Genomic DNA, 19708 nt, shown 5'->3' with positions numbered 1-19708 from the left:
TCGCTGCGGGCTTTTTCATGGGCGAAAGAAAATCAGCCGCGGCTGTTCCAGCGGGCGAGCACCGCGGGCAGATCGTTCAGGCTGCGAATCTCGGCATCCGGCAGGCGCTCCGCTTCCCAGACCTTGCCGGCGGGGTTGAACCAGATCGCTCGCAGACCGGCCTGCTGCGCCCCGGCGATGTCGTCCCCCGGGTGATCGCCGATATGCACGGCGGCTTCGGCGCTCACGCCACCGCGCTGCAACGCTTCATGGAACAGGCGCGCATCCGGCTTGGCGATGCCGATGTCTTCGGCGCACAGCGCAAACTTGAAGTAGTCCGCCAGTCCGAGACGACGGACATCGGCGTTGCCATTGGTGACCACCCCGAGGGCGTAGTGTTTGGCGAGGGTTTCCAGAATCGGCTCGACTTCCGGGAACACCTCGATCTGATGCCGCGCATGCAGAAACACTTCAAAACTCTTGTCCGCCAGATCCGACGCTTCGCTGTGGGCGTATCCGGCTTCCTCCAGCGCATGGAACAGCACCCGCCGGCGCAGCGCGCTGATGCGGTGCTTGAGTCCCGGCTCGTTGGCCAGCACCCGTTCGCGGATCGACCACAGATGCTCCACCGGTACCGCGCCCAGATTTGGCGCATGTTCGCTCAGCCATTCGCGCAAAACCGCTTCGGCGCTGACGATCACAGGGGCGGTGTCCCACAGGGTGTCGTCGAGATCGAAGGTGATCAACTGGATGCTCATGAATCGTCGCCTTTCATGCGTTTGGCCCGTGGGTGGGCGCTGTCGTAGACCGCCGCCAGGTGCTGGAAGTCCAGGTGGGTATAGATCTGGGTGGTCTTGATGTCCGAGTGGCCGAGCAATTCCTGCACCGCGCGCAGATCCTGAGAGGACTCGAGCAAATGGCTGGCGAAGGAGTGCCGCAGCATGTGCGGGTGCAGGTTCTGACCCAGTTCGCGCTCGCCGGCCAGTTTGACCCGCACCTGAATCGCGCGCGGGCCGAGGCGTCGGCCCTGCTGGCTGACGAATACCGCGTCGTCCGCCGGATTGGTCAGCGCCCGCAACGGCAGCCATTGCTCCAGTGCTTCCCGGGCTTTTTTGCCGATCGGCAACAGGCGCGTCTTGCTGCCCTTGCCGAGTACCTGAACCATGCCGTCGGCCAGATCGAGCTGATCGAGATTGAGCCCGGTCAGCTCCGACAGGCGCAGGCCGGAAGAATAGAACAGCTCCAGAATCGCCTGATCGCGCCGCGCGAGAAAATCGTCCTCGACCGCACCTTCAAGCAGTTGCAGGGCGCGGTCCGTGTCGAGGGTTTTCGGCAGGCGGCGTTCGCCTTTGGGCGGTGCCAGGCCGGTGGCCGGATCGTGGTCGCAGAGGCCTTCGCGATTCAGATAGTGATAGAGCCCGCGCACGGCCGAGAGCAGGCGCGCCAGACTGCGCGAGGACTGGCCCTGGGCATGCAGGCGGGCGATCAGGCTGCGCAGGCGCTGGATGTCGAGCGCCTGCCAGCTGCCGATGTTCTGTTTGATGCACCAGCCGAGGACTTTGTCGAGGTCGCGGCGGTAGGCCGACAGCGTGTGTGGCGACACCTGCCGCTCACTGCGCAGGTGTTCGCAGTAAGCGTCCAGTTGTCGTTCCATGCTCAGCGTACCGAGCGCAGGGAGCTGTTGACCCGTGGCAGCACGCGACCCATGACTTCGGCGATGTAGCTGAGGAACAGCGTGCCGACCGAGCTCTTGTAGTGCTGCGGATCACGGCTGGCGATGGCCAGGATTCCGTGGATGCCCTGGTGGCTGACGGCGACCACGGCGGTGGAGCCGATCTGCTTGCGTTGCTCTTCGCCGAACAGGAAGTCGAGTTCATGTTCGCGCAGGCTGCCGCTGACGCTCTTGCCTTCGGTGAGCAGGCCGCCGATGGCGGTCTGCGCGTCGGCGTGGGTCACCCAGCGGCCGACCGGGGCCGGGTTGTCTCCGAGCAGGATCAGGCTGACGAAGGGCACCTGGAAATCCTGACGCAGGCTGTCTTCGACGCTGATCACCACATCTTCCAGGGTGGCAGCGTCCATCAGCGCGAGGATCAGGCGACGGGTCTTGTCGAACAGGCGATCGTTGTCCCGGGCGACGTCCATCAAGTGCGAGAGGCGGTGACGCATCTCGATGTTGCGGTCGCGCAGGATGGCCATCTGGCGCTCGACCAGCGAGACGGTATCGCCGCGCTGATGGGGGATACGCAGGGACGGCAGCAGTTCTTCATGCTCGACGAAGAAGTCCGGATGAGCCTCCAGGTACGCGGCAACTGCTGCCGCCTCCAGGCTCTCGGACGCTGATTCACCGGACTGTCGGGCGGGTACCTGAGGCTTATCGGTCATGGCTTCTGCTCACTCAAAGACGCACTTGTCCTTCGTATACGCGCACTGCCGGGCCGGTCATCAACACCGGTTGGCCGGGGCCTGCCCACTCAATGGACAGACGCCCGCCCGGCAGGTCGATCAACAGCGGCGAATCCATCCACCCCTGACTGATCGCCGCTACAGCAGCAGCGCAGGCACCGGTGCCGCAGGCCTGGGTTTCCCCGGCGCCGCGTTCCCAGACGCGCAGTTGCGCGCGATGGCGGTCGATGACCTGGAGAAAACCGACGTTGACCCGCGCCGGAAAGCGCGGGTGATGTTCGATTTTCGGCCCCAGTTCATGCACCGGTGCAGTGTTGATATCGCTGACTCGCAGCACCGCATGGGGGTTGCCCATGGACACCGCGGCCAGATCGACCGGCGTACCGTCGACATCGACCTGATAACTCAGGGCCTGCTCCGGCGCCTGGAACGGAATGTCCGCCGGCACCAGGCGCGGGGCGCCCATGTTCACGCCGATCTGGCCGTCGTTACGCACGTCCAGTTCGATGATGCCGCCCTTGGTCTCGACGCGGATCTGCCGTTTGGCGGTCAGACGCTTGTCGAGCACGAAGCGGGCGAAGCAGCGCGCACCATTGCCGCACTGCTCCACTTCGGAACCGTCGGAGTTGAAGATCCGGTAACGGAAGTCCACATCCGGATTGCTCGGCGCTTCGACGATCAGCAACTGGTCGAAACCGATGCCGGTGTGCCGGTCGCCCCACATTTTTGCGTGCTTGGGCTGAATATGCGCGTGCTGGCTGACCAGGTCGAGGACCATGAAGTCGTTGCCCAGGCCGTGCATCTTGGTAAAACGCAGCAGCATGGGGTTACTCCGGCAGCAGGCTTTCGCCGGCAAACAGCTCGGCCACGGTTTCGCGGCGACGCACTTCAAAGGCCTGATCGCCATCCACCAGCACTTCGGCGGCACGGCCGCGGGTGTTGTAGTTGGAGCTCATCACGAAACCGTAGGCACCGGCCGAATGCACGGCCAGCAGATCGCCTTCTTCCAGCGCCAGTTCGCGTTCCTTGGCGAGGAAGTCGCCGGTTTCGCAGATCGGGCCGACCACGTCGTACTTGCGTGCAGCGGTGTCGCGCGGCTTGACCGCGGTCACGTCCATCCAGGCCTGGTACAGCGCCGGGCGGATCAGGTCGTTCATGGCCGCGTCGACGATGGCGAAGTCTTTGTGCTCGGTGTGCTTGAGGTATTCGACTTGAGTCAGCAGCACGCCGGCGTTGGCGACGATGAAGCGGCCCGGTTCGAACACCAGCGCCAGATCACGGCCGACCAGGCGCTCGCGCACAGCCTTGATGTAATCGGCAGCCAATGGCGGCTCTTCGTCGCGATAACGCACACCCAGGCCGCCACCGAGATCGATGTGGCGCAGGTGGATGCCGCAATCGCCAAGGCGATCGACCAGATCCAGCAGGCGATCAAGGGCATCGAGGAACGGCGGCAGAGTGGTCAGTTGCGAACCGATGTGGCAGTCGACGCCGACCACTTCCAGGTTCGGCAAGTGCGCGGCACGCACGTACACGTCTTCGGCGTCGGTGATGGCGATGCCGAACTTGTTCTCTTTGAGACCGGTGGAGATGTACGGGTGGGTGCCGGCATCGACGTCCGGGTTCACGCGCAGCGAGATCGGCGCGCGAACGCCCAACTCGGCGGCGACCACTTGCAGGCGCTCGAGCTCGTCGGTGGATTCGACGTTGAAGCAATGCACGCCGACTTCCAGCGCACGGCGCATGTCGTCACGGGTCTTGCCAACGCCGGAGAACACGATCTTGTCCGGGCTGCCGCCGGCGGCCAGCACGCGTTCCAGCTCGCCACGGGAGACGATGTCGAAACCGGCGCCGATACGGGCCAGGACATTCAGGACGCCGAGGTTGGAGTTGGCCTTGACCGCGAAGCATACCAGGTGCGGCATGCCGGCCAGCGCATCGGCGTAGGCCAGGTACTGGGCCTCGATGTGGGCGCGGGAGTAGACGTAGGTCGGTGTGCCGAAGCGATCGGCGATGGCGGACAGCGCCACACCTTCCGCGAACAGCTCCCCGCCACGGTAGTTAAAAGCGTCCATGGCGATCCCTTAGTAAACGTCGTGCTTGTGTGCCTTGGAGACAGGCTGCTTTTGCGAAGACTGGGCTTGCTCGGCCGGGTCCTGATCTTCATCGGGCAGGTACAGCGGGCCTTTCTGACCGCAGGCCGAAACGAGACAGGCAACCGCGACGAGCGCAGCAAGGGAAGAGATCAGGCGCTTCATGGCGAAATCCTTGAAAATGCGTTAATTGCGCCGGAGTATACCGGCCACCCGGCAGCTTGCCTATGCGACGGAACTCCCGTCCGGCGGGGCTCGGGCTGCGGCGCGGAAACTTTTCCCGCGTGGCGGGTGGATATTTCGTCGCCGGGCAGGGCGCTTGGTCGTTATCCTTTGCAATCGGCTGGCAGCGTCCGTATCTTGCGGCGCTTGAGCCTGATCAGACATTTTTTGAGGTTGCCGCAATGAGTTTGTCCGAAGCCCGTTTCCACGATCTGGTCGATGAAACCCAGGAAAAACTGGAAGACATCTTCGACGACAGCGACCTGGACATCGACATGGAGAACTCGGCCGGTGTGCTGACCGTCAAGTTCGAAAACGGCACCCAGCTGATCTTCAGCCGTCAGGAACCGTTGCGTCAGCTGTGGCTGGCCGCCGTGTCCGGTGGTTTCCACTTCGACTACGACGAAGAAAGCGAACGCTGGATGTGCGACAAGAGCGAAGAACAGCTGGGCGAAATGCTCGAGCGCATCGTCAAGCAGCAGGCCGGCACCGAATTCGATTTCGAAGGCCTGTGATTTCGTGACTGACACCGCGCCCGCCCGTCCGCCGAAGCCGCTCTACAGCAACGTCAGCCCGGCCGTGCCTTCGCCGTGCACCGGCGTGTGCCGGCTGGATGAGCAGAAGGTCTGCCTCGGCTGCATGCGCCATGTCGAAGACATCCGCGAGTGGCGTGCGGCCGATGACGAGCGCCGCCGGGTGATTTGTGCGCAGGCCGCTCAGCGCCGGCAGCTCGCCGGCGCGTAGCTTGTATATTTTTTGAGCTGTGATAGTGTCCGGAAACGCCTCAACCCATCGAGGCCTGGTGAAAACCCCGTCTTTTTTGGCGGGGTTTTGCTTTTTTTGTGTGCAGAAGAAAGGAGTCTGCCCGGATCATGACCGCACCTTCCATCACCCTTACCCGTCTGGACGTGCAACGTCTGGAGCGCCTGATCGACAGCCTGGATGACACGCTGCCGGGCGTGATCGCGCTGCAAACCGAACTGGACCGCGCCGATACCCTGGTCGGTCACGATGAAGTGCCTGCCGATGTCGTGACGATGAATTCCCGTGTGCACTGCCGCGAAGAAAGCAGCGGTAAGGACTACCACCTGACCCTGGTCTATCCGAAGCACGCCAATGCCGACGAAGGCAAAGTCTCGATCCTGGCCCCGGTCGGCAGTGCGCTGCTGGGCCTGAAGGTTGGTCAGCACATCGACTGGCCAGCCCCGGGCGGCAAGACCCTGAAACTGACCTTGCTCGAAGTCGAATCGCAGCCGGCCAACGGCGGTGATTTCCCGGAGTAACCCGCCTCAGACCTGCTCGAGCGCCTCGTTCAGAGAGCGTTCAAGGTCGGCCTTGTAACGCAGATACAGATTGCTCGAACTCTGCCCGTCACCGATCACGCCCGACAGGTCCAGGTCGGTGATGTAGCAGCGGTAGCGCTCGGTTTCCCGGCGCTGCCCGACGATCTCCCGGGCGACCACGCTGAACAGCTGGTCACCATGTTCCAGCTCGCTGAATTCCCGTTGATTGCAATACAGCGTGACCTGCACCTCGCCGGGCGCGGCTTTGCCGACGATCGCCTGCACGTCGTAGAACGGTTTGTTGACCGGCGTCTGCGGCGCCGGGCGCATTTCGACCCGTCGCGCGCGTCCCGGCCCTGATGGCAATAACTGGTAATACAAGATTTCAAGGCTGGCGGCATGGCCCGCATCCATCGGCAGCAGCGCTTCGCGGCGGAACTGGATCGACTGCAGGAACCGCTGCAATGGCACCAACAGGCTTTGCTCGTCGTGAAAGGGCAAGTGCTGTTGCCACAGCGCATTGAATTCGTCGAGTACGTACAGCTCGGCAGTTTGTTCGGTGATCCGGTAGAACACCTGAATGCATTCAGGCTGGCCCATCGGCAGGATCAGCGCCAGGTCGTGGTCTTCCAGCGCCATCGGGTCCAGGTGCAGCGGGCTGTAGCGCGGCTGTTCCTCGCCCAGGTAATCGAGCAGCGCCGGCAGGGTGGCGAGGGCGACATGGTTGACCTGACCCGGCACCAGTTCCAGCACGTGGTAATGCTGCTGCACCTGGATCAGGTAGCGGTGATTCAGGTCGCTGAGCAACAGGGTCTGCGCGGTGTCGATGATTTCTTCCACCCGTCGCGCGATGAACTGCGCGCGGTTGTGACAGAAGCAGCGCACTCGCAGCGACGGCTGTTGCGCTCCGCGCGGCAGATTGTTGAGGTAATCGCGCAGGCAGTCCATCAGGGCATGCGGGCCATCGAAGCGGTTGACCAGCACTTCGTTCCAGCTGTTGAGCGTGACCTGATCCAGGGTCAACACCAGGTTCTCGCGCACACCGGCGTAGCTCAGCGAATCGGTACGCTCGGTGGTCATCAGGATGTTCAGGTCGCGGTGATGCTTGAGCGGATCGACCCCGACATTCACCAGCATCAAGACTTCGTTCGGTACGGCGGCGCGCAGCAGCGGTTCTTCGGCAACGGTCGGCAAGGGCAGGGGGATGCTCTGTTGCAGGCTGCCGAGCAGGTTGAACAGCTCGAACTCGCTCATGTCGCTGGTGCCGGGGTGCAGGGCCAGTCGGGTGCTGCTGTCGATCACGCCGTTGCGGTGGCACCAGGTCAACAATTCCAGCAACTCGCGGCTGCGCTTGATCGGCGCGAAGTGTTCCCACTCCAGCGCCGTCAGGCTGCCGTTGTACAGGCCCCATTGGGTCTGGCCCGGTTCCTTTTTGTTCGGCGATTGCACCAGGGTCAGGGTGTCTTCGGCCAGGTCCGGGGCGATGCCGGGATTGATGAACTCGACCTTGTCCGCCTTGCGCTCGAACGCCGCATACAGGCGCCGTCCGAGAACGTTGAGGTCGCGTTTGTTGATCAGGCTGACGGTCTGCTCTGCGCGAGCAAACTGGGTCAGGAATCGATAGCTGTAATTGAGTTCGTTGACCAGCGCCCGGCGTTCGGCGCTGACCTGGCGGACTTTCCACTGGCTGCGGCTGTCGAGCAGCGCCAGTTGCCGCTGATCCCAATGCCATTCGCTGGCCAGTCTTTCCAGCAGTGAGCGCTGCCAACTCTGGGTTCGGCTGTTGCCGGTGAGCTTGCGGTTGACCTTGAGGTACAGCGCACGGCGTACCAGCTCAAGCCGCTCCGGTTCGTTGCGCGCTGTGAGGTATTCCTCGATCCGCCGGTAAACCACCATGTACGGATCCAGCTCGTCGAGGTCCAGCCGATTGGCGAACACCGCCTGCTTGAAACGCAGGCTCAGGCACTGCACCTCGGGATGTTCGCTGGCGTAGACCTCGGTCAGCAGCAGCTTGAGCACCGATTTGTAAGGTGACTCGATGCCCTTGAACAGTTGCCACAGCCCGGCGCCTACGAATTCCCCCGGCGGAATGTGCGCCATCGGCCCCAGGTCGAGTGTTTCATCGTTGCGGATGAAACGCTTGGAAATCAGGGTGTGGGTGTACGCGTCATAGGCGCGTTCTTCGTAGACCGGCACCAGCCACCAGATCGGCGTGCGCCCGGCCAGCCAGATCGCGGTGCGGTAGAACTCGTCCAGCAGCAGATAGTGCTGGGTGGTGCCGCAATCTTCGGAGCTGAGCTGGGTGTCGCGTTCGCCTTTGACGAAGCGCACCGGGTCGATCAGGAAGAAGTGCGCCTCGGCCCCCTGGCTGGCAGCCCAGGTTTCGAGCAATTGGCATTTCTTGCGCAGCTCGGCGAGTTCGCTGTCGCTCAGGTCGGGGGCGTGGCAGACCCACACGTCCATGTCGCTCTGGTCCGCCTGGGCCAGGGTGCCGAGGCTGCCCATCAGGAACAGACCGTGAATCGGCCGTGGCGGGTTGCTGCCGTGACGCGGCTTGTAGGAGAACGAGCGGGTCAGGCGCTGGGCTTCGGCAAGCGCATCGGCGTCCGGTTCGTAATTCGACAGCCCGGCCGGCGTACTGCCCGAGACATAACCCGGCAACAGCGGATGATTGACGTGGAAAAACAGCGGCAGCAGCGTCAGCACACTTTGCTGGCGCGTCGAAAGACCTTCCAGCGCCCGGTTCAGGCGGCCTTCATTGAGTTTCAGAAAACGTGCACGTAGCTGGCTGAGTACCTTGCGGTCGATGCCTTCGTCCAGGTCGGGGCGGATTTCATGGGTGCGGGTCATGTCGGCTCAAACCGGCGCGCAGGGCTCGGAGGCAAGGGGTCTCGGGTGTCCGGGAGTTTAGCGCCTGAGCGGCAGGAGTTTTAAGCTGAATTTGTTTTTTGACGTCAGATTTCTATCGCGCGGCGATGGGGGACGTTCATGGCTGGCCCGCGGAAATCCCGTGGCAGGGGTTTCCGTGGGCAAAGTCGGGAAAATCAGGCGGTTTGCTGCTCTCTGAGAATCGTCAGTACGGTTTGCACGTTTTGTGCGGCATCGCGACCGAGGCTGGTCAGGTAACCGCCATCAGGCTGGTCTGTCAGTTCTTTTTCGAACAGGCGTTGTGCGGCGGCAATGTGCTTCGGGGCAGCGGTCTGATGAATTTTCAGACCTTCCTGGGAACTGTCCAGGTTGAAGAGTGCGAGGACTTCCAGTTCGGCAACCAACTCAGGGGTAAGCGACATAAGGACTCCAGACTTTCTAGGAATTGGACGACAGCGCCCCTAAGGTGAACCTGCCGGCGTGGCCTGTCCAGTGCGCGTGTCAGGGTTTTTGTCCCGGGGTGGATTCCAGTGTAGTCAGGGAGCGGGAGAAGACCGCGCAGATGGGTGACAAATTGTGTGGGAGCAGGCGGGCTCCCACAGGGCGGGGCCGTTTACTGCTTTTCCGGTGGCAGCTCGGGCAGTGCGCGCAGCGCGGTTTCGTACCACTCGGTATCGAACGCGCGGTCTTCGTCGAGCATCGCGTCGATTTCACAGGCCAGCACGTGGGCCATCAGATTCAGGATGTCATCACGCTCGTAACCGACCAGCGTCAGTTTGTTGAAGGTTGCCTTGGCCGCTGGCGGGTTGTCGCTTTCGATCTGGTTCTCGATCGCTTCGATCAGCGTCGATTCGGTGAACTCTTCTTCATCATTGTCGATGTCAGTCGGCTCGCTCATGGCAGGCTCCTCAAGGAAAGGCGCCAGTTTACCCGCATTCAGCGGCGTGATGCTGCTGGCGCGAATCCCTGGTGCGATCTATAAACAGGCACTGCCCACCCCGCACGGCCTGGAGGCTATGTGATGTTCAAGCTCTATGGATTCTCCGTCAGCAACTACTACAACATGGTCAAGCTGGCGCTGCTGGAAAAAGACCTGCCGTTCGAAGAGGTCACGTTCTACCCGACGCCAACGCCGGAGTCCCTGGCCATCAGCCCGCGCGGCAAGGTGCCGGTGCTGGGGACCGAAGGTGGCTACATCAATGAAACGATGGTGATGCTCGAATACCTTGAAAGCAGCCAGAAGGGTGTCCCGCTGTTGCCGACCGAGCCGTTTGCCCGCGCTCAGGTGCTGGCGGTGGCCAAGGAAATCGAGCTGTACATCGAGCTGCCGGCCCGTGCCTGCTATGGCGAGGCGTTTTTCGGTACGACGCTGCCGGAAGCGATCAAGGAGAAAACCAAGGCTGAATTGCTGCTGGGCTTTGCGGCACTGGGCCGTCACGGCAAGTTCGCCCCTTATGTGGCGGGCGACAGCCTGACTATTGCGGATTTGTACTTCCTCTACAGCGTGCCGTTGGCAGTTGCGGTGGGGCACAAGCTGTTCGGTCTGGATTTGCTGGCGCAGATGCCGAAGGCCAAGGCGCTGCTGGAGCGGCTTGAGCAGAATCCGCACGTGCAGAAGATTGCGGCGGATAAAGATGCGGCGATGCCGGCGTTTTTGGCGATGATCGCTGCGAAGAAGTAGCAGTTTTAGCGTTTTTGAAAGAGCAATCGCCAGCAGGCTGGCTCCCACACTGAATTTGTATTCACAGATCCAGAATGTGGGAGCCAGCCTGCTGGCGATGCTTTTGGCTTTTAGCGGCTGGCGATCAACGCCTGACCGCGAACCACGGCAGTCTTGACCTGCGCCGGCGCAGTGCCGCCGATGTGGTCACGGGCATTTACCGAGCCTTCGAGGGTCAGAACGGCGAACACGTCCTGCTCGATCTGGTCGCTGAACTGGCGCAGTTCTTCCAGGCTCATTTCCGCCAGATCCTTGCCGGTGTCGACGCCGTACTTCACGGCGTGGCCGACGATCTCGTGGCAATCACGGAACGGCAGGCCACGGCGCACCAGATAGTCGGCCAGATCGGTAGCGGTGGAGAAACCGCGCAGCGCCGCTTCGCGCATGATCGCGTGTTTCGGTTTGATCGCCGGGATCATGTCGGCAAAGGCACGCAGCGAGTCGCGCAAGGTGTCGGCGGCGTCGAACAGCGGCTCCTTGTCTTCCTGGTTGTCCTTGTTGTAGGCCAGCGGCTGGCCTTTCATCAGGGTCAGCAGGCCCATCAGGGCGCCGAATACCCGACCGGTCTTGCCACGTACCAGCTCCGGCACATCCGGGTTTTTCTTTTGCGGCATGATCGAGCTGCCGGTGCAGAAACGGTCCGGCAGATCGATGAACTGGAACTGCGCGCTGGTCCACAGCACCAGCTCTTCGGAGAAGCGCGACAGGTGCATCATCGCGATGCTCGCGGCCGAGCAGAATTCGATGGCGAAGTCACGGTCGGACACGTTGTCCAGCGAGTTGCCGCCGACGGCGTCGAAGCCCAGCAGTTGCGCGGTGTATTCGCGGTCGATCGGGTAAGTGGTGCCGGCCAGTGCGGCGCTGCCCAGCGGCATGCGGTTGGTGCGCTTGCGGCAGTCGACCAGACGCTCGTAGTCGCGGCTGAGCATTTCGAACCAGGCCAGCATGTGGTGCCCGAAGGTCACCGGCTGAGCGGTCTGCAGGTGGGTGAAGCCCGGCATGATGCTGGCGGCTTCACGCTCGGCCTGCTCCAGCAGGCCTTTTTGCAGGCGGGTGATTTCGCTCAGGATCAGGTCGATCTCGTCACGCAGCCACAGGCGTATGTCGGTGGCGACCTGGTCGTTACGGCTGCGGCCGGTGTGCAGCTTCTTGCCGGTGACGCCGATGCGGTCGGTCAGGCGTGCCTCGATGTTCATGTGCACGTCTTCGAGGTCGACGCGCCAGTCGAACTGGCCGGCCTCGATTTCGCCCTGGATGGTCTTCAGGCCATCGATGATGCTGTCGCGCTCGGCATCCGTCAGCACGCCGACCTTGGCCAGCATGGTGGCGTGGGCGATCGAGCCCATGATGTCGTGGCGATACAGGCGCTGGTCGAAAGTGACGGAGGCGGTGAAGCGGGCGACGAAGGCGTCGACGGGTTCACTGAAGCGGCCGCCCCAGGACTGATTGGTCTTGTCAGTGCTCATGAATTCGCTCGTATCGGCTTGAAGAAAGAAGGCGTGAAACGCTGGCGCGGATAATAACAGGGTTGCCAATCCTGTCGCTGACACTGGTCGATACGTTTTTTTCTCATTCGCTCCGCCATAGTTGTCGGCGTCCCCGGGGGATTTGCGCAAGGATATTTTCCGATTGAGCAATATCGGCCCGACGAGCGTCTACAGTAGGACATAGGGGTCGGGTGACCACGGATCGGGCAAAGATCCGGCCACCGACTATAAGAAGAGAGAGGGGTGGGTGTATTGGCCATTGGCATACCCTGCGTAAAACGCAGTCGGCGACGGGCGTCGGGCGGTACGTTGCGGGTGTCGGCAAATATTGCCGGCCGACGTACGGCACTTTTTGGCGCTAGCGCTAGTCTTAGCGTGGATCGCGGTGACGGACGTCACTCCACTTGTCTACGCTATCCTTGTGCGAGACTCACGCAGGAATCCAGCGCAATATGAATGTCCTGATCGTTGATGACGAACCACTGGCCCGCGAGCGACTCAGCCGAATGGTGAGCGAGCTCGAGGGCTACACAATCCTGGAGCCCAGCGCCACCAATGGCGAAGAGGCGTTGGCACTGATCGACAGCCACAAGCCGGATATCGTACTGCTCGATATCCGCATGCCGGGCCTCGATGGCCTGCAGGTGGCTGCCCGTCTGTGCGAACGCGAAACCCCGCCGGCCGTGGTGTTTTGCGCAGGTCCCGATGAATTTGCCGTGGAGGCCCTGCAGGCCAGCGCCGTGGGCTATGTGGTGAAACCCGTGCGAACCGAACATCTGCATGACGCCCTGAAACGGGCTGAACGTCCCAACCGGGCCCAACTCTCGGCCCTGACCCGTCCTGCCGCCGAAAGCGGTAACGGCCCGCGCAGCCACATCAGCGCCCGGACCCGCAAAGGCATCGAACTGATCCCGCTGGATCAGGTGGTGTACTTCATTGCCGACCACAAATACGTGACCTTGCGCCACGAAGCTGGCGAAGTCCTTCTGGATGAGCCGCTCAAGGCGCTGGAAGACGAATTTGGCGAGCGCTTCGTGCGGATCCACCGCAACGCACTGGTCGCCCGCGACCGTATCGAGCGACTGCAACGCACACCGCTGGGCCACTTCCAGTTGTTCCTCAAGGGCCTCAACGGTGACGCGCTGATTGTCAGCCGTCGACATGTGGCGGGCGTGCGCAAAATGATGCAGGGGCTTTAGTCCGCAGGCTTCGGGCGGTTCTTCGTTCATTTCACCAGGCATTGCAGGCCAGGGAGGCCACGCCGTATCTGATTCAGGTCAAAGTGGATTTGGCTGAGCTGTTATTATCCGCCGTATCTATTCAGTACGGATTGATCCATGTCCTCTCGCGAAATCCGCATCGCCACCCGCAAAAGTGCTCTGGCCCTCTGGCAGGCCGAATACGTCAAAGCCCGTCTTGAAGCATCCCACCCGGGCCTGCTGGTGACGCTGGTGCCCATGGTCAGTCGCGGCGACAAGCTGCTCGATTCGCCCCTGTCGAAAATCGGTGGCAAGGGCCTGTTCGTCAAGGAACTGGAAACCGCGCTGCTGGAAAACGAAGCCGACATCGCCGTGCATTCGATGAAAGACGTGCCGATGGATTTCCCCGAAGGCCTCGGTCTGTTCTGCATCTGCGAGCGCGAAGATCCCCGTGACGCGTTTGTCTCCAACACTTATTCCAGCCTCGATGCATTACCCGCCGGCAGCATCGTCGGCACTTCCAGCCTGCGGCGTCAGGCGCAGTTGCTGACACGCCGTCCGGATCTCGAGATCCGTTTCCTGCGTGGCAACGTCAACACCCGTCTGGCCAAGCTCGACGCCGGCGAGTATGACGCGATCATCCTCGCGGCAGCCGGCCTGATCCGCCTCGGTTTCGAAGATCGCATCACCTCGGCCATCAGCGTCGATGACAGCCTGCCGGCCGGTGGCCAGGGCGCCGTCGGTATCGAATGTCGCAGCGCCGACACCGAAATCCATGCCTTGCTCGCGCCCCTGCATCACGCCGACACCGCCGACCGTGTCACCGCCGAGCGTGCTCTCAACAAACATCTGAATGGCGGCTGCCAGGTGCCGATCGCTTGCTACGCCGTGCTCGAAGGCGATCAGTTGTGGCTGCGCGGTCTGGTGGGCGAACCGAGCGGCGGCAAGCTGCTCAGCGCACAAGCACGGGCACCGCGCGCGGCAGCCGAGACGCTGGGCGTACAGGTTGCCGAAGACCTGCTCGGCCAAGGCGCCGACGATATTCTCAAGGCGGTCTACGGCGAGGCAGGTCACGAGTGACCGCCTGGCGCCTGCTGCTGACGCGCCCGGCGGAGGACTGTTCGGCGCTCGCCGCCGTGCTGGCCGAACAAGGGTTTTTCAGCAGCTGTCTGCCGCTTTTGGAAATCGCCCCTCTGCCGGTCTCTGACACAATGCGCCGCACGATCATGCAACTGCCGCGCTACAGCGCGGTGATCGTGGTCAGCAAACCGGCGGCGCGGATCGCGGTGGATCTGCTCGACGCTCTGGGTCTGGCGACGCCGACGATGCCGTGGTTCAGCGTAGGCGCGGCGACCGCAGCCATCCTTCGGGATCGGGGGCTGGATGTGAGCTTCCCGGACGCGGGTGACGACAGCGAGGCCTTGCTGCAATTGCCGCGTCTGCTTGAGGCGGTGGCCGTGCCCGGTTCGCAGGTATTGATCCTGCGCGGGGAGGGTGGACGCGAGCTGCTGGCCGAGCGCCTGCGCGCGCTTGGTGCTAGTGTCGAATACTTGGAGTTGTACCGTCGCGACCTGCCGGTCTATCCGCCGCAGGAGCTGCCCCGCAGGATTGCAGCGGAACGCCTGAACGGGCTGGTGGTCAGCAGTGGACAGGGTTTTGAGCACCTGCGCCAACTGGCTGGTGATACCTGGCCGGTGCTTGCGCGGTTGCCGTTGTTTGTTCCAAGCCCAAGGGTTGCCGAGCAGGCCAGTGCCGCCGGGGCCCGAACAGTTGTGGATTGTCGCGGCGCCAGTGCCGCGGCCTTGCTGACGGCGTTACGGGAGCATCCCGTGCCCGTTCTCTAATGCAAAGGATGGATACGTGAGCGAAACAGCCTTGCCTAAAGATGACGTTCAACCTGTGATCGATGCACCGGTTGATGTACCGCCACCGGCCGCGGAACCGCGCCGAGGCAACGGATTGGCCATTCTCGCGCTGCTGCTCGGCGCTGCCGGTGTTGCGGTGGGTGGCTGGGGTGTCTGGCAGGTGCGACACCTGCAGACCAGCACTCAGAATCAGTTGAGTCAGGTTCAGGCGTTGAACGATCAGGCCCAGACCCTGAAGCTCAATGAGCAACGACTGACCGAACGCCTCGGGCAATTGCCCGGCGCCGATGAACTTGCCGATCGCCAGCGTCTGGTGTCGCAACTTCAGGGCGATCAGCAACGCCTCAACCAGCGTCTGGAAACAGTCCTCGGCGCCAGCCGCAAGGACTGGCGTCTGGCCGAGGCCGAGCACTTGCTGCGTCTGGCCAGCCTGCGTCTTTCCGCCCTCCAGGACATCAGCAGCGCCCAGGCGCTGGTGCAGGGTGCCGACGAAATCCTGCGCGAACAGAATGATCCCGGCTCGTTCGCCGCCCGTGAGCAAGTGGCGAAAACCCTGGTGGCGCTGCGCAGCACCGAGCAGCCGGATCGTACCGGGTTGTTCCTGCGCCTGGGCGCTTTGCGTGATCAGGTCGTCGGCCTCACCGAGCTGGCGCCGGAATACAAGGATCGCGGTGATTCGCTGCTGGGCCTGACCTCCGATGGCGACGGCGCCAGTCGCTGGGCGCAGTGGTGGGATCAGATCTCGCGCTACATCCGCATCGATTTCAACGCTGACAAAAACGTCCGGCCGCTGCTCGCCGGTCAGAGCCTGAGCCAGGTGCGTCTGGCCCTGAGCCTTGCGCTCGAACAGGCGCAATGGGCCGCGCTCAACGGTCAGGCACCGGTGTACACCCAGGCCCTGGCCGAAGCGCGTGACGTGCTCACGGGCAACTTCAACCCGGACAACCCGCAGAGCAAAATCATGCTCGAGCAGGTTGCGGAATTGAGCAAGCAACCGGTTACCGTCAATACGCCGGATCTCGCCGGAACCTTGAGCGCAGTGCAGGCGTATCTGGAGCGCCGCAACGTCAACGCCGAAGATTCGGTGAAACCCTTCGCCAAACCGGCCGCCAGTACTGCGCAGGAGGCGACACCATGAAGCGCCTGTATGTGATCGTGTTTCTTGTGATCGCGGCAACGGCGGCGCTGGGCCTGGCGATTGCCGAGCATTCCGGTTACGTGCTGGTCGCCTACAAAAGCTTTCGTTATGAATCGAGCCTGTGGGCGACCCTGGCGGTGGTGGCGGTGCTGTGGCTGCTGGTCTGGGGCATCAAGGCGCTGGTCGAGCTGGTGCTGACCTCTGGCGGTGTGGTCAATCCATGGTCGCGTCGTAACCGCAGCCGCCGCGTGCAGGTAGCAATCGAGCATGGTCAGCTCGACCTGGCCGAAGGCCGCTGGGCCAGCGCCCAGCGTCACCTGTACCGGGCCGCTGAAGCCGAGCGTCAACCGTTGCTGTATTACCTGGGGGCTGCTCGAGCCGCCAACGAACAAGGCAACTACGAGGAAAGCGATCGCCTGCTGGAACGCGCCCTCGAGCGTCAGCCGCAGGCCGAGCTGGCGATCGCCCTCAGCCATGCGCAGTTGCAGACCGATCGTGGCGATACCGATGGGGCGCTGGTCACCTTGCAGGCGATGCACGAACGCCATCCGCACAATGTCCAGACCTTGCGACAGTTGCAGCGCCTGCATCAGCAGCGCGGTGACTGGTCGTCCGTGATTCGGTTGTTGCCGGAGCTGCGCAAGGACAAAGTCCTGCCACCGTCCGAACTGACCGAACTCGAACGTCGCGCCTGGGGGGAAAACCTGTCCCTCGCGGCCCAGCGTGAAGAGGACGGCGCAGTCGGTTTACAGTCGCTCAACCGCGCATGGCAGCAACTGACTTCTGCCCAGCGCCAGGAGCCGGCGCTGGTGCTGGCCTACGCCGAGCAGCTGCGTCAGCTGGGCGCCCAGGTCGAAGCGGAAGAAGTGTTGCGTACGGCGCTCAAGCGCAAGTACGACAGTCATCTGGCGCGTCTCTACGGTCTGGTGCGCGGTAATGATCCGACACGTCAGTTGCAGACGGCTGAAGGCTGGCTCAAGGATCATCCGGGCGATGCCAGCCTGCTGCTGACGCTGGGACGCCTGTGCCTGCAAGCCAGTCTGTGGGGCAAGGCGCGGGACTACCTGGAAAGCAGTCTGCGAGTGCAGCGCAATCCGGAAGCGTGCGCCGAGTTGGCGCGGCTGCTGGCCCGGCTCGGTGACACCGAGCGCAGCAATCTGCTGTTCCAGGAAGGGCTGGGTATGCTGGATGAACGCCTGCTGGCTGCACCATTGCCGGTAGCCGCTCGAGCATGATCAGAAAGGGGGAGCGTTGCTCCTCCATTTCTTTCCCGGCGACTGAATTGTTACCGGTAAATCCCCTCCCGAGCAAAATCCTACAGTGGGCTACACCGAATCCTTCGGTGCCTGTCGGGATTTCCCTACACTTCTGATGAAGTGTCGCCAGTGACCTGCCTTGAAAGCCCGAGGCGCTTTCCTCTACCGTAACTGCCTGTCTTTATTGTTACGGATAAGCCATGTCGTTGGCCTGCTCACGCTCCCTGTTTTTTATGGCTTTCACTGCGGGGATTCTGGCCCTGGGAGCTTCTTATTACCTCGAATACGCGGTCGGTCTGGTGCCCTGCAGCCTATGTCTGGTCCAGCGTCTGTTCATGTGTGTGCTCACCATGTTTTGTGGTGTGGCGGCGGTCCATGGGCCGCAGCGTGTCGGTCTGTCGCTGTACTGGATGATGGCGTTGCTGACCAGTCTTGGCGGGATGACGGCGGCCTGGCGACAAGTGCTGTTGCAAAGTGATTCCCTGCAAAGGCTGGCGCATTGCGGGCCAGGGCCGGAGGAAATGTTCAGCAGCCTGCCGTGGTTATGCGCACTGATGCGTATGTTCAACGACACTGCCGATTGCACGGAGTTGTCCTGGACACTGTTCGATTTGAGCATTCCGGAGTGGAGCCTGCTGTTCTTCGTGGGGATGTCGATCCTTGCCGCTTACCAGTTGCTGCGACAGGTCTGGATGGCTTTACAGCGACCACTTAGCGGCCAACCGTCGCACCCGGCGCTGGTCAGGGATTAAACACTTGTATGAACTTTCTCTCCTGCGTACCTTGAAGCCATAGGCGTGCGGGCATAATCTGGCCCGCACGTGTCATTGGAATTGTGTTGCTCGATGACGCTCTGCCTGGCCGCCTCTCAAAGCAATATTCACAAGAAGAGGCGCGGGTGTAGGGCAGCATGACCCACAAGGGAAGAGAGATCACCATGCTCGAAAGTTGTCAGAATGCTCAGGAACGTTGGGGTGGAGTTCATCTGCTGATCGACCGCTGGCTGCAGGAGCGTGAGGAATTGATCGCTGCCTATGACAAGCTGGGCGCCAAACCTCAGGCGCTGTCCGAGGATCGAAAGCCTTTGCAGGAATTCTGCGGTGTGCTGGTCGATTACGTCTCGGCCGGGCACTTCGAGATCTACGAACAGCTGACGGGCGAGGCCAAGGCCTTCAACGACAAACGCGGCCTGGAACTGGCCGAGACGATCTATCCGCGGATCGATGTCATCACCGAAAAACTGCTCGCGTTCAACGACCTTTGCGATGAAGGCAAATGCGTTGCGGAGAAATTCAAGGAGCTGGGCGGCCTGCTTCACGAGCGCTTCGAACTGGAAGACTGCCTGATCGAAGTGCTGCATACCGCACACAAGGAAGAGGATTCGGTTCAGGCCTGAACCGAACCTCGCAAGACACAGAAACGGTGCGCCCCAAACGCACCGTTTTTTATTGGGCGATCAACTGGTCGCGCCGCGCAATTCCACTTCGAACACCAGCGGTGTGAACGGCGCGATCAAGTCGCCTGCACCGTCGGCGCCATAAGCCTGATCCGATGGGATCACCAAACGCCACTTCGCGCCGACCGGCATGTTCTGCAGCGCGGTGCGCCAGCCGGCGATCACGCTGTCGAGATTGAACCACTGCGGCTGGCTGTTCTGATCGAACACGGTGCCGTCCGGCAGTCGGCCGATGTACAGCACCTGCACTTTTCCATCCGGGCCGGCCTTCGTGCCATTCCCCGGCGCAAGCTCGGTCAGCAGGATGCCGTCGGCCAGCTCCTTCACACCCGGTTTGGCTTTTTCGGCGGTGAGAAAACGTCGCTCGTTTTCCATCGCGGCTTCAGTCGAAGGCATCGCCGCCTGCTCGGCTGTCTGCGATTCGTGATCGGCGAGGATCTGCTCGATGCGTGCCTCGCTCAGTGCCAACGGCTTGCCTTGATAGGCCTGCTGCAGACCTTCGATCAACGCCTGGATCTGGAGCTGCGGTACTTCCTGACGCAGTCGTTCGCCGAGGCTGGCGCCGAGGCTGTAAGCCAGATCGTGGGCGTCATTCGCCGTCGTTTTTTCGTCGGCCTGAGCCACGGAAAAAATCATGCAGAGGGATAAAAAAAAGTAGCGCGACATGGGCACTCTCCATCCTGAATTGCGGTGGATTATGCCAGCGCGAACGTCTGCAACGGTGAACTGCTTTTGCCAA

At 62.3% G+C, this 19708-nt stretch carries 22 protein-coding genes; 11 read left to right on the top strand and 11 right to left on the bottom strand.

What is annotated here, in order from left to right:
- Window positions 1–32: 32 nt before the first annotated feature.
- From ACEN93_RS15830 to lptM, 6 genes are read right to left on the bottom strand one after another with little or no spacing between them, the layout of a single operon-like run.
- The gene (locus ACEN93_RS15830) at window positions 33–737 is read right to left on the bottom strand and encodes an HAD family hydrolase (RefSeq protein WP_085667349.1); all 705 of its coding nucleotides are present in this window, start codon (window positions 735–737) and stop codon (window positions 33–35) included.
- Window positions 734–1633, bottom strand: a complete 900-nt coding sequence (gene xerC, locus ACEN93_RS15825; RefSeq protein WP_495610250.1) for a tyrosine recombinase XerC — start codon at window positions 1631–1633, stop codon at window positions 734–736. Before xerC ends, ACEN93_RS15830 begins: the two co-directional genes overlap by 4 nt.
- A gap of 2 nt (window positions 1634–1635) precedes the next feature.
- Window positions 1636–2361: a DUF484 family protein gene (locus ACEN93_RS15820; protein ID WP_007951894.1), complete on the bottom strand. Its 726-nt coding sequence runs from the start codon at window positions 2359–2361 to the stop codon at window positions 1636–1638.
- A gap of 13 nt (window positions 2362–2374) precedes the next feature.
- Window positions 2375–3205 (bottom strand): diaminopimelate epimerase, encoded by an 831-nt coding sequence (dapF, locus tag ACEN93_RS15815; RefSeq protein WP_011336523.1) that lies wholly within the window; start codon window positions 3203–3205, stop codon window positions 2375–2377.
- A gap of 4 nt (window positions 3206–3209) precedes the next feature.
- Window positions 3210–4457: a diaminopimelate decarboxylase gene (gene lysA / locus ACEN93_RS15810; RefSeq protein WP_039765275.1), complete on the bottom strand. Its 1248-nt coding sequence runs from the start codon at window positions 4455–4457 to the stop codon at window positions 3210–3212.
- A gap of 9 nt (window positions 4458–4466) precedes the next feature.
- On the bottom strand, window positions 4467–4640 hold the full coding sequence (lptM, locus tag ACEN93_RS15805; protein ID WP_007951888.1) for an LPS translocon maturation chaperone LptM: 174 nt from the start codon (window positions 4638–4640) through the stop codon (window positions 4467–4469).
- A 239-nt stretch (window positions 4641–4879) separates the two neighbouring features.
- On the opposite strand from lptM, the gene cyaY reads away from it, so the two are divergent.
- The 3 genes from cyaY (at window position 4880) to rnk (ending at window position 5980) form a co-directional block, all read left to right on the top strand.
- Window positions 4880–5212, top strand: coding sequence for an iron donor protein CyaY (gene cyaY / locus ACEN93_RS15800; RefSeq protein WP_007951887.1), 333 nt, complete (start codon window positions 4880–4882; stop codon window positions 5210–5212).
- A 4-nt stretch (window positions 5213–5216) separates the two neighbouring features.
- Window positions 5217–5441, top strand: a complete 225-nt coding sequence (locus ACEN93_RS15795) for a DUF1289 domain-containing protein (protein WP_039765278.1) — start codon at window positions 5217–5219, stop codon at window positions 5439–5441.
- A gap of 128 nt (window positions 5442–5569) precedes the next feature.
- Window positions 5570–5980 (top strand): nucleoside diphosphate kinase regulator, encoded by a 411-nt coding sequence (rnk, locus tag ACEN93_RS15790; RefSeq protein ID WP_007951886.1) that lies wholly within the window; start codon window positions 5570–5572, stop codon window positions 5978–5980.
- Between the two features lie 6 nt (window positions 5981–5986).
- On the opposite strand, the gene ACEN93_RS15785 is transcribed toward rnk, so the two are convergent.
- The 3 genes from ACEN93_RS15785 to ACEN93_RS15775 all read right to left on the bottom strand — a co-directional run bounded on the left by ACEN93_RS15785 (window position 5987) and on the right by ACEN93_RS15775 (window position 9746).
- Window positions 5987–8830, bottom strand: a complete 2844-nt coding sequence (locus ACEN93_RS15785; protein WP_495610249.1) for a class I adenylate cyclase — start codon at window positions 8828–8830, stop codon at window positions 5987–5989.
- A 194-nt stretch (window positions 8831–9024) separates the two neighbouring features.
- Window positions 9025–9270 (bottom strand): TIGR02647 family protein, encoded by a 246-nt coding sequence (locus ACEN93_RS15780; protein ID WP_127648051.1) that lies wholly within the window; start codon window positions 9268–9270, stop codon window positions 9025–9027.
- 191 nt (window positions 9271–9461) lie between these two features.
- The gene (locus ACEN93_RS15775; RefSeq protein ID WP_007951881.1) at window positions 9462–9746 is read right to left on the bottom strand and encodes a hypothetical protein; all 285 of its coding nucleotides are present in this window, start codon (window positions 9744–9746) and stop codon (window positions 9462–9464) included.
- Window positions 9747–9869: 123 nt separating this feature from the next.
- Here ACEN93_RS15775 and ACEN93_RS15770 point away from each other — a divergent pair, with 123 nt between their 5' ends.
- The gene (locus tag ACEN93_RS15770) at window positions 9870–10529 is read left to right on the top strand and encodes a glutathione S-transferase family protein (RefSeq protein ID WP_495610248.1); all 660 of its coding nucleotides are present in this window, start codon (window positions 9870–9872) and stop codon (window positions 10527–10529) included.
- 110 nt (window positions 10530–10639) lie between these two features.
- On the opposite strand, the gene argH is transcribed toward ACEN93_RS15770, so the two are convergent.
- Complete coding sequence (gene argH, locus ACEN93_RS15765; RefSeq protein ID WP_495610247.1) at window positions 10640–12034, bottom strand: argininosuccinate lyase; 1395 nt, start codon at window positions 12032–12034, stop codon at window positions 10640–10642.
- Between the two features lie 473 nt (window positions 12035–12507).
- On the opposite strand from argH, the gene ACEN93_RS15760 reads away from it, so the two are divergent.
- From ACEN93_RS15760 to ACEN93_RS15730, 7 genes are all read left to right on the top strand, one after another.
- Window positions 12508–13254 (top strand): LytR/AlgR family response regulator transcription factor, encoded by a 747-nt coding sequence (locus ACEN93_RS15760; protein ID WP_039765284.1) that lies wholly within the window; start codon window positions 12508–12510, stop codon window positions 13252–13254.
- Window positions 13255–13392: 138 nt separating this feature from the next.
- Window positions 13393–14334 (top strand): hydroxymethylbilane synthase, encoded by a 942-nt coding sequence (gene hemC, locus ACEN93_RS15755; RefSeq protein ID WP_039765286.1) that lies wholly within the window; start codon window positions 13393–13395, stop codon window positions 14332–14334.
- Window positions 14331–15098: a uroporphyrinogen-III synthase gene (locus tag ACEN93_RS15750; protein ID WP_039765288.1), complete on the top strand. Its 768-nt coding sequence runs from the start codon at window positions 14331–14333 to the stop codon at window positions 15096–15098. Before hemC ends, ACEN93_RS15750 begins: the two co-directional genes overlap by 4 nt.
- 16 nt (window positions 15099–15114) lie before the next feature.
- Entirely contained in the window at window positions 15115–16257 is a 1143-nt protein-coding gene (locus ACEN93_RS15745; RefSeq protein WP_039765290.1) for a uroporphyrinogen-III C-methyltransferase, read from the top strand.
- Window positions 16254–17492, top strand: a complete 1239-nt coding sequence (locus ACEN93_RS15740; protein WP_495610246.1) for a heme biosynthesis protein HemY — start codon at window positions 16254–16256, stop codon at window positions 17490–17492. The genes ACEN93_RS15745 and ACEN93_RS15740 overlap by 4 nt, the downstream gene beginning before the upstream one ends.
- A gap of 221 nt (window positions 17493–17713) precedes the next feature.
- Window positions 17714–18265 carry a disulfide bond formation protein B gene (locus tag ACEN93_RS15735; RefSeq protein ID WP_039765294.1) on the top strand — a complete coding sequence of 184 codons (552 nt, stop codon included), beginning with the start codon at window positions 17714–17716 and terminating at the stop codon, window positions 18263–18265.
- A 185-nt stretch (window positions 18266–18450) separates the two neighbouring features.
- Window positions 18451–18909 carry an Rsd/AlgQ family anti-sigma factor gene (locus ACEN93_RS15730; protein WP_007951863.1) on the top strand — a complete coding sequence of 153 codons (459 nt, stop codon included), beginning with the start codon at window positions 18451–18453 and terminating at the stop codon, window positions 18907–18909.
- 60 nt (window positions 18910–18969) lie between these two features.
- Here the strand turns inward: ACEN93_RS15730 and ACEN93_RS15725 are convergent, their stop codons facing one another.
- Window positions 18970–19635, bottom strand: a complete 666-nt coding sequence (locus ACEN93_RS15725) for an FKBP-type peptidyl-prolyl cis-trans isomerase (protein ID WP_039765295.1) — start codon at window positions 19633–19635, stop codon at window positions 18970–18972.
- Between the last annotated feature and the right edge of the window lie 73 nt (window positions 19636–19708).

Source organism: Pseudomonas sp. Pseusp21, from assembly GCF_059492145.1.
The sequence above is the reverse complement of the archived record's forward strand: the minus strand, read 5'-3'. Positions and strand labels throughout refer to the sequence as shown.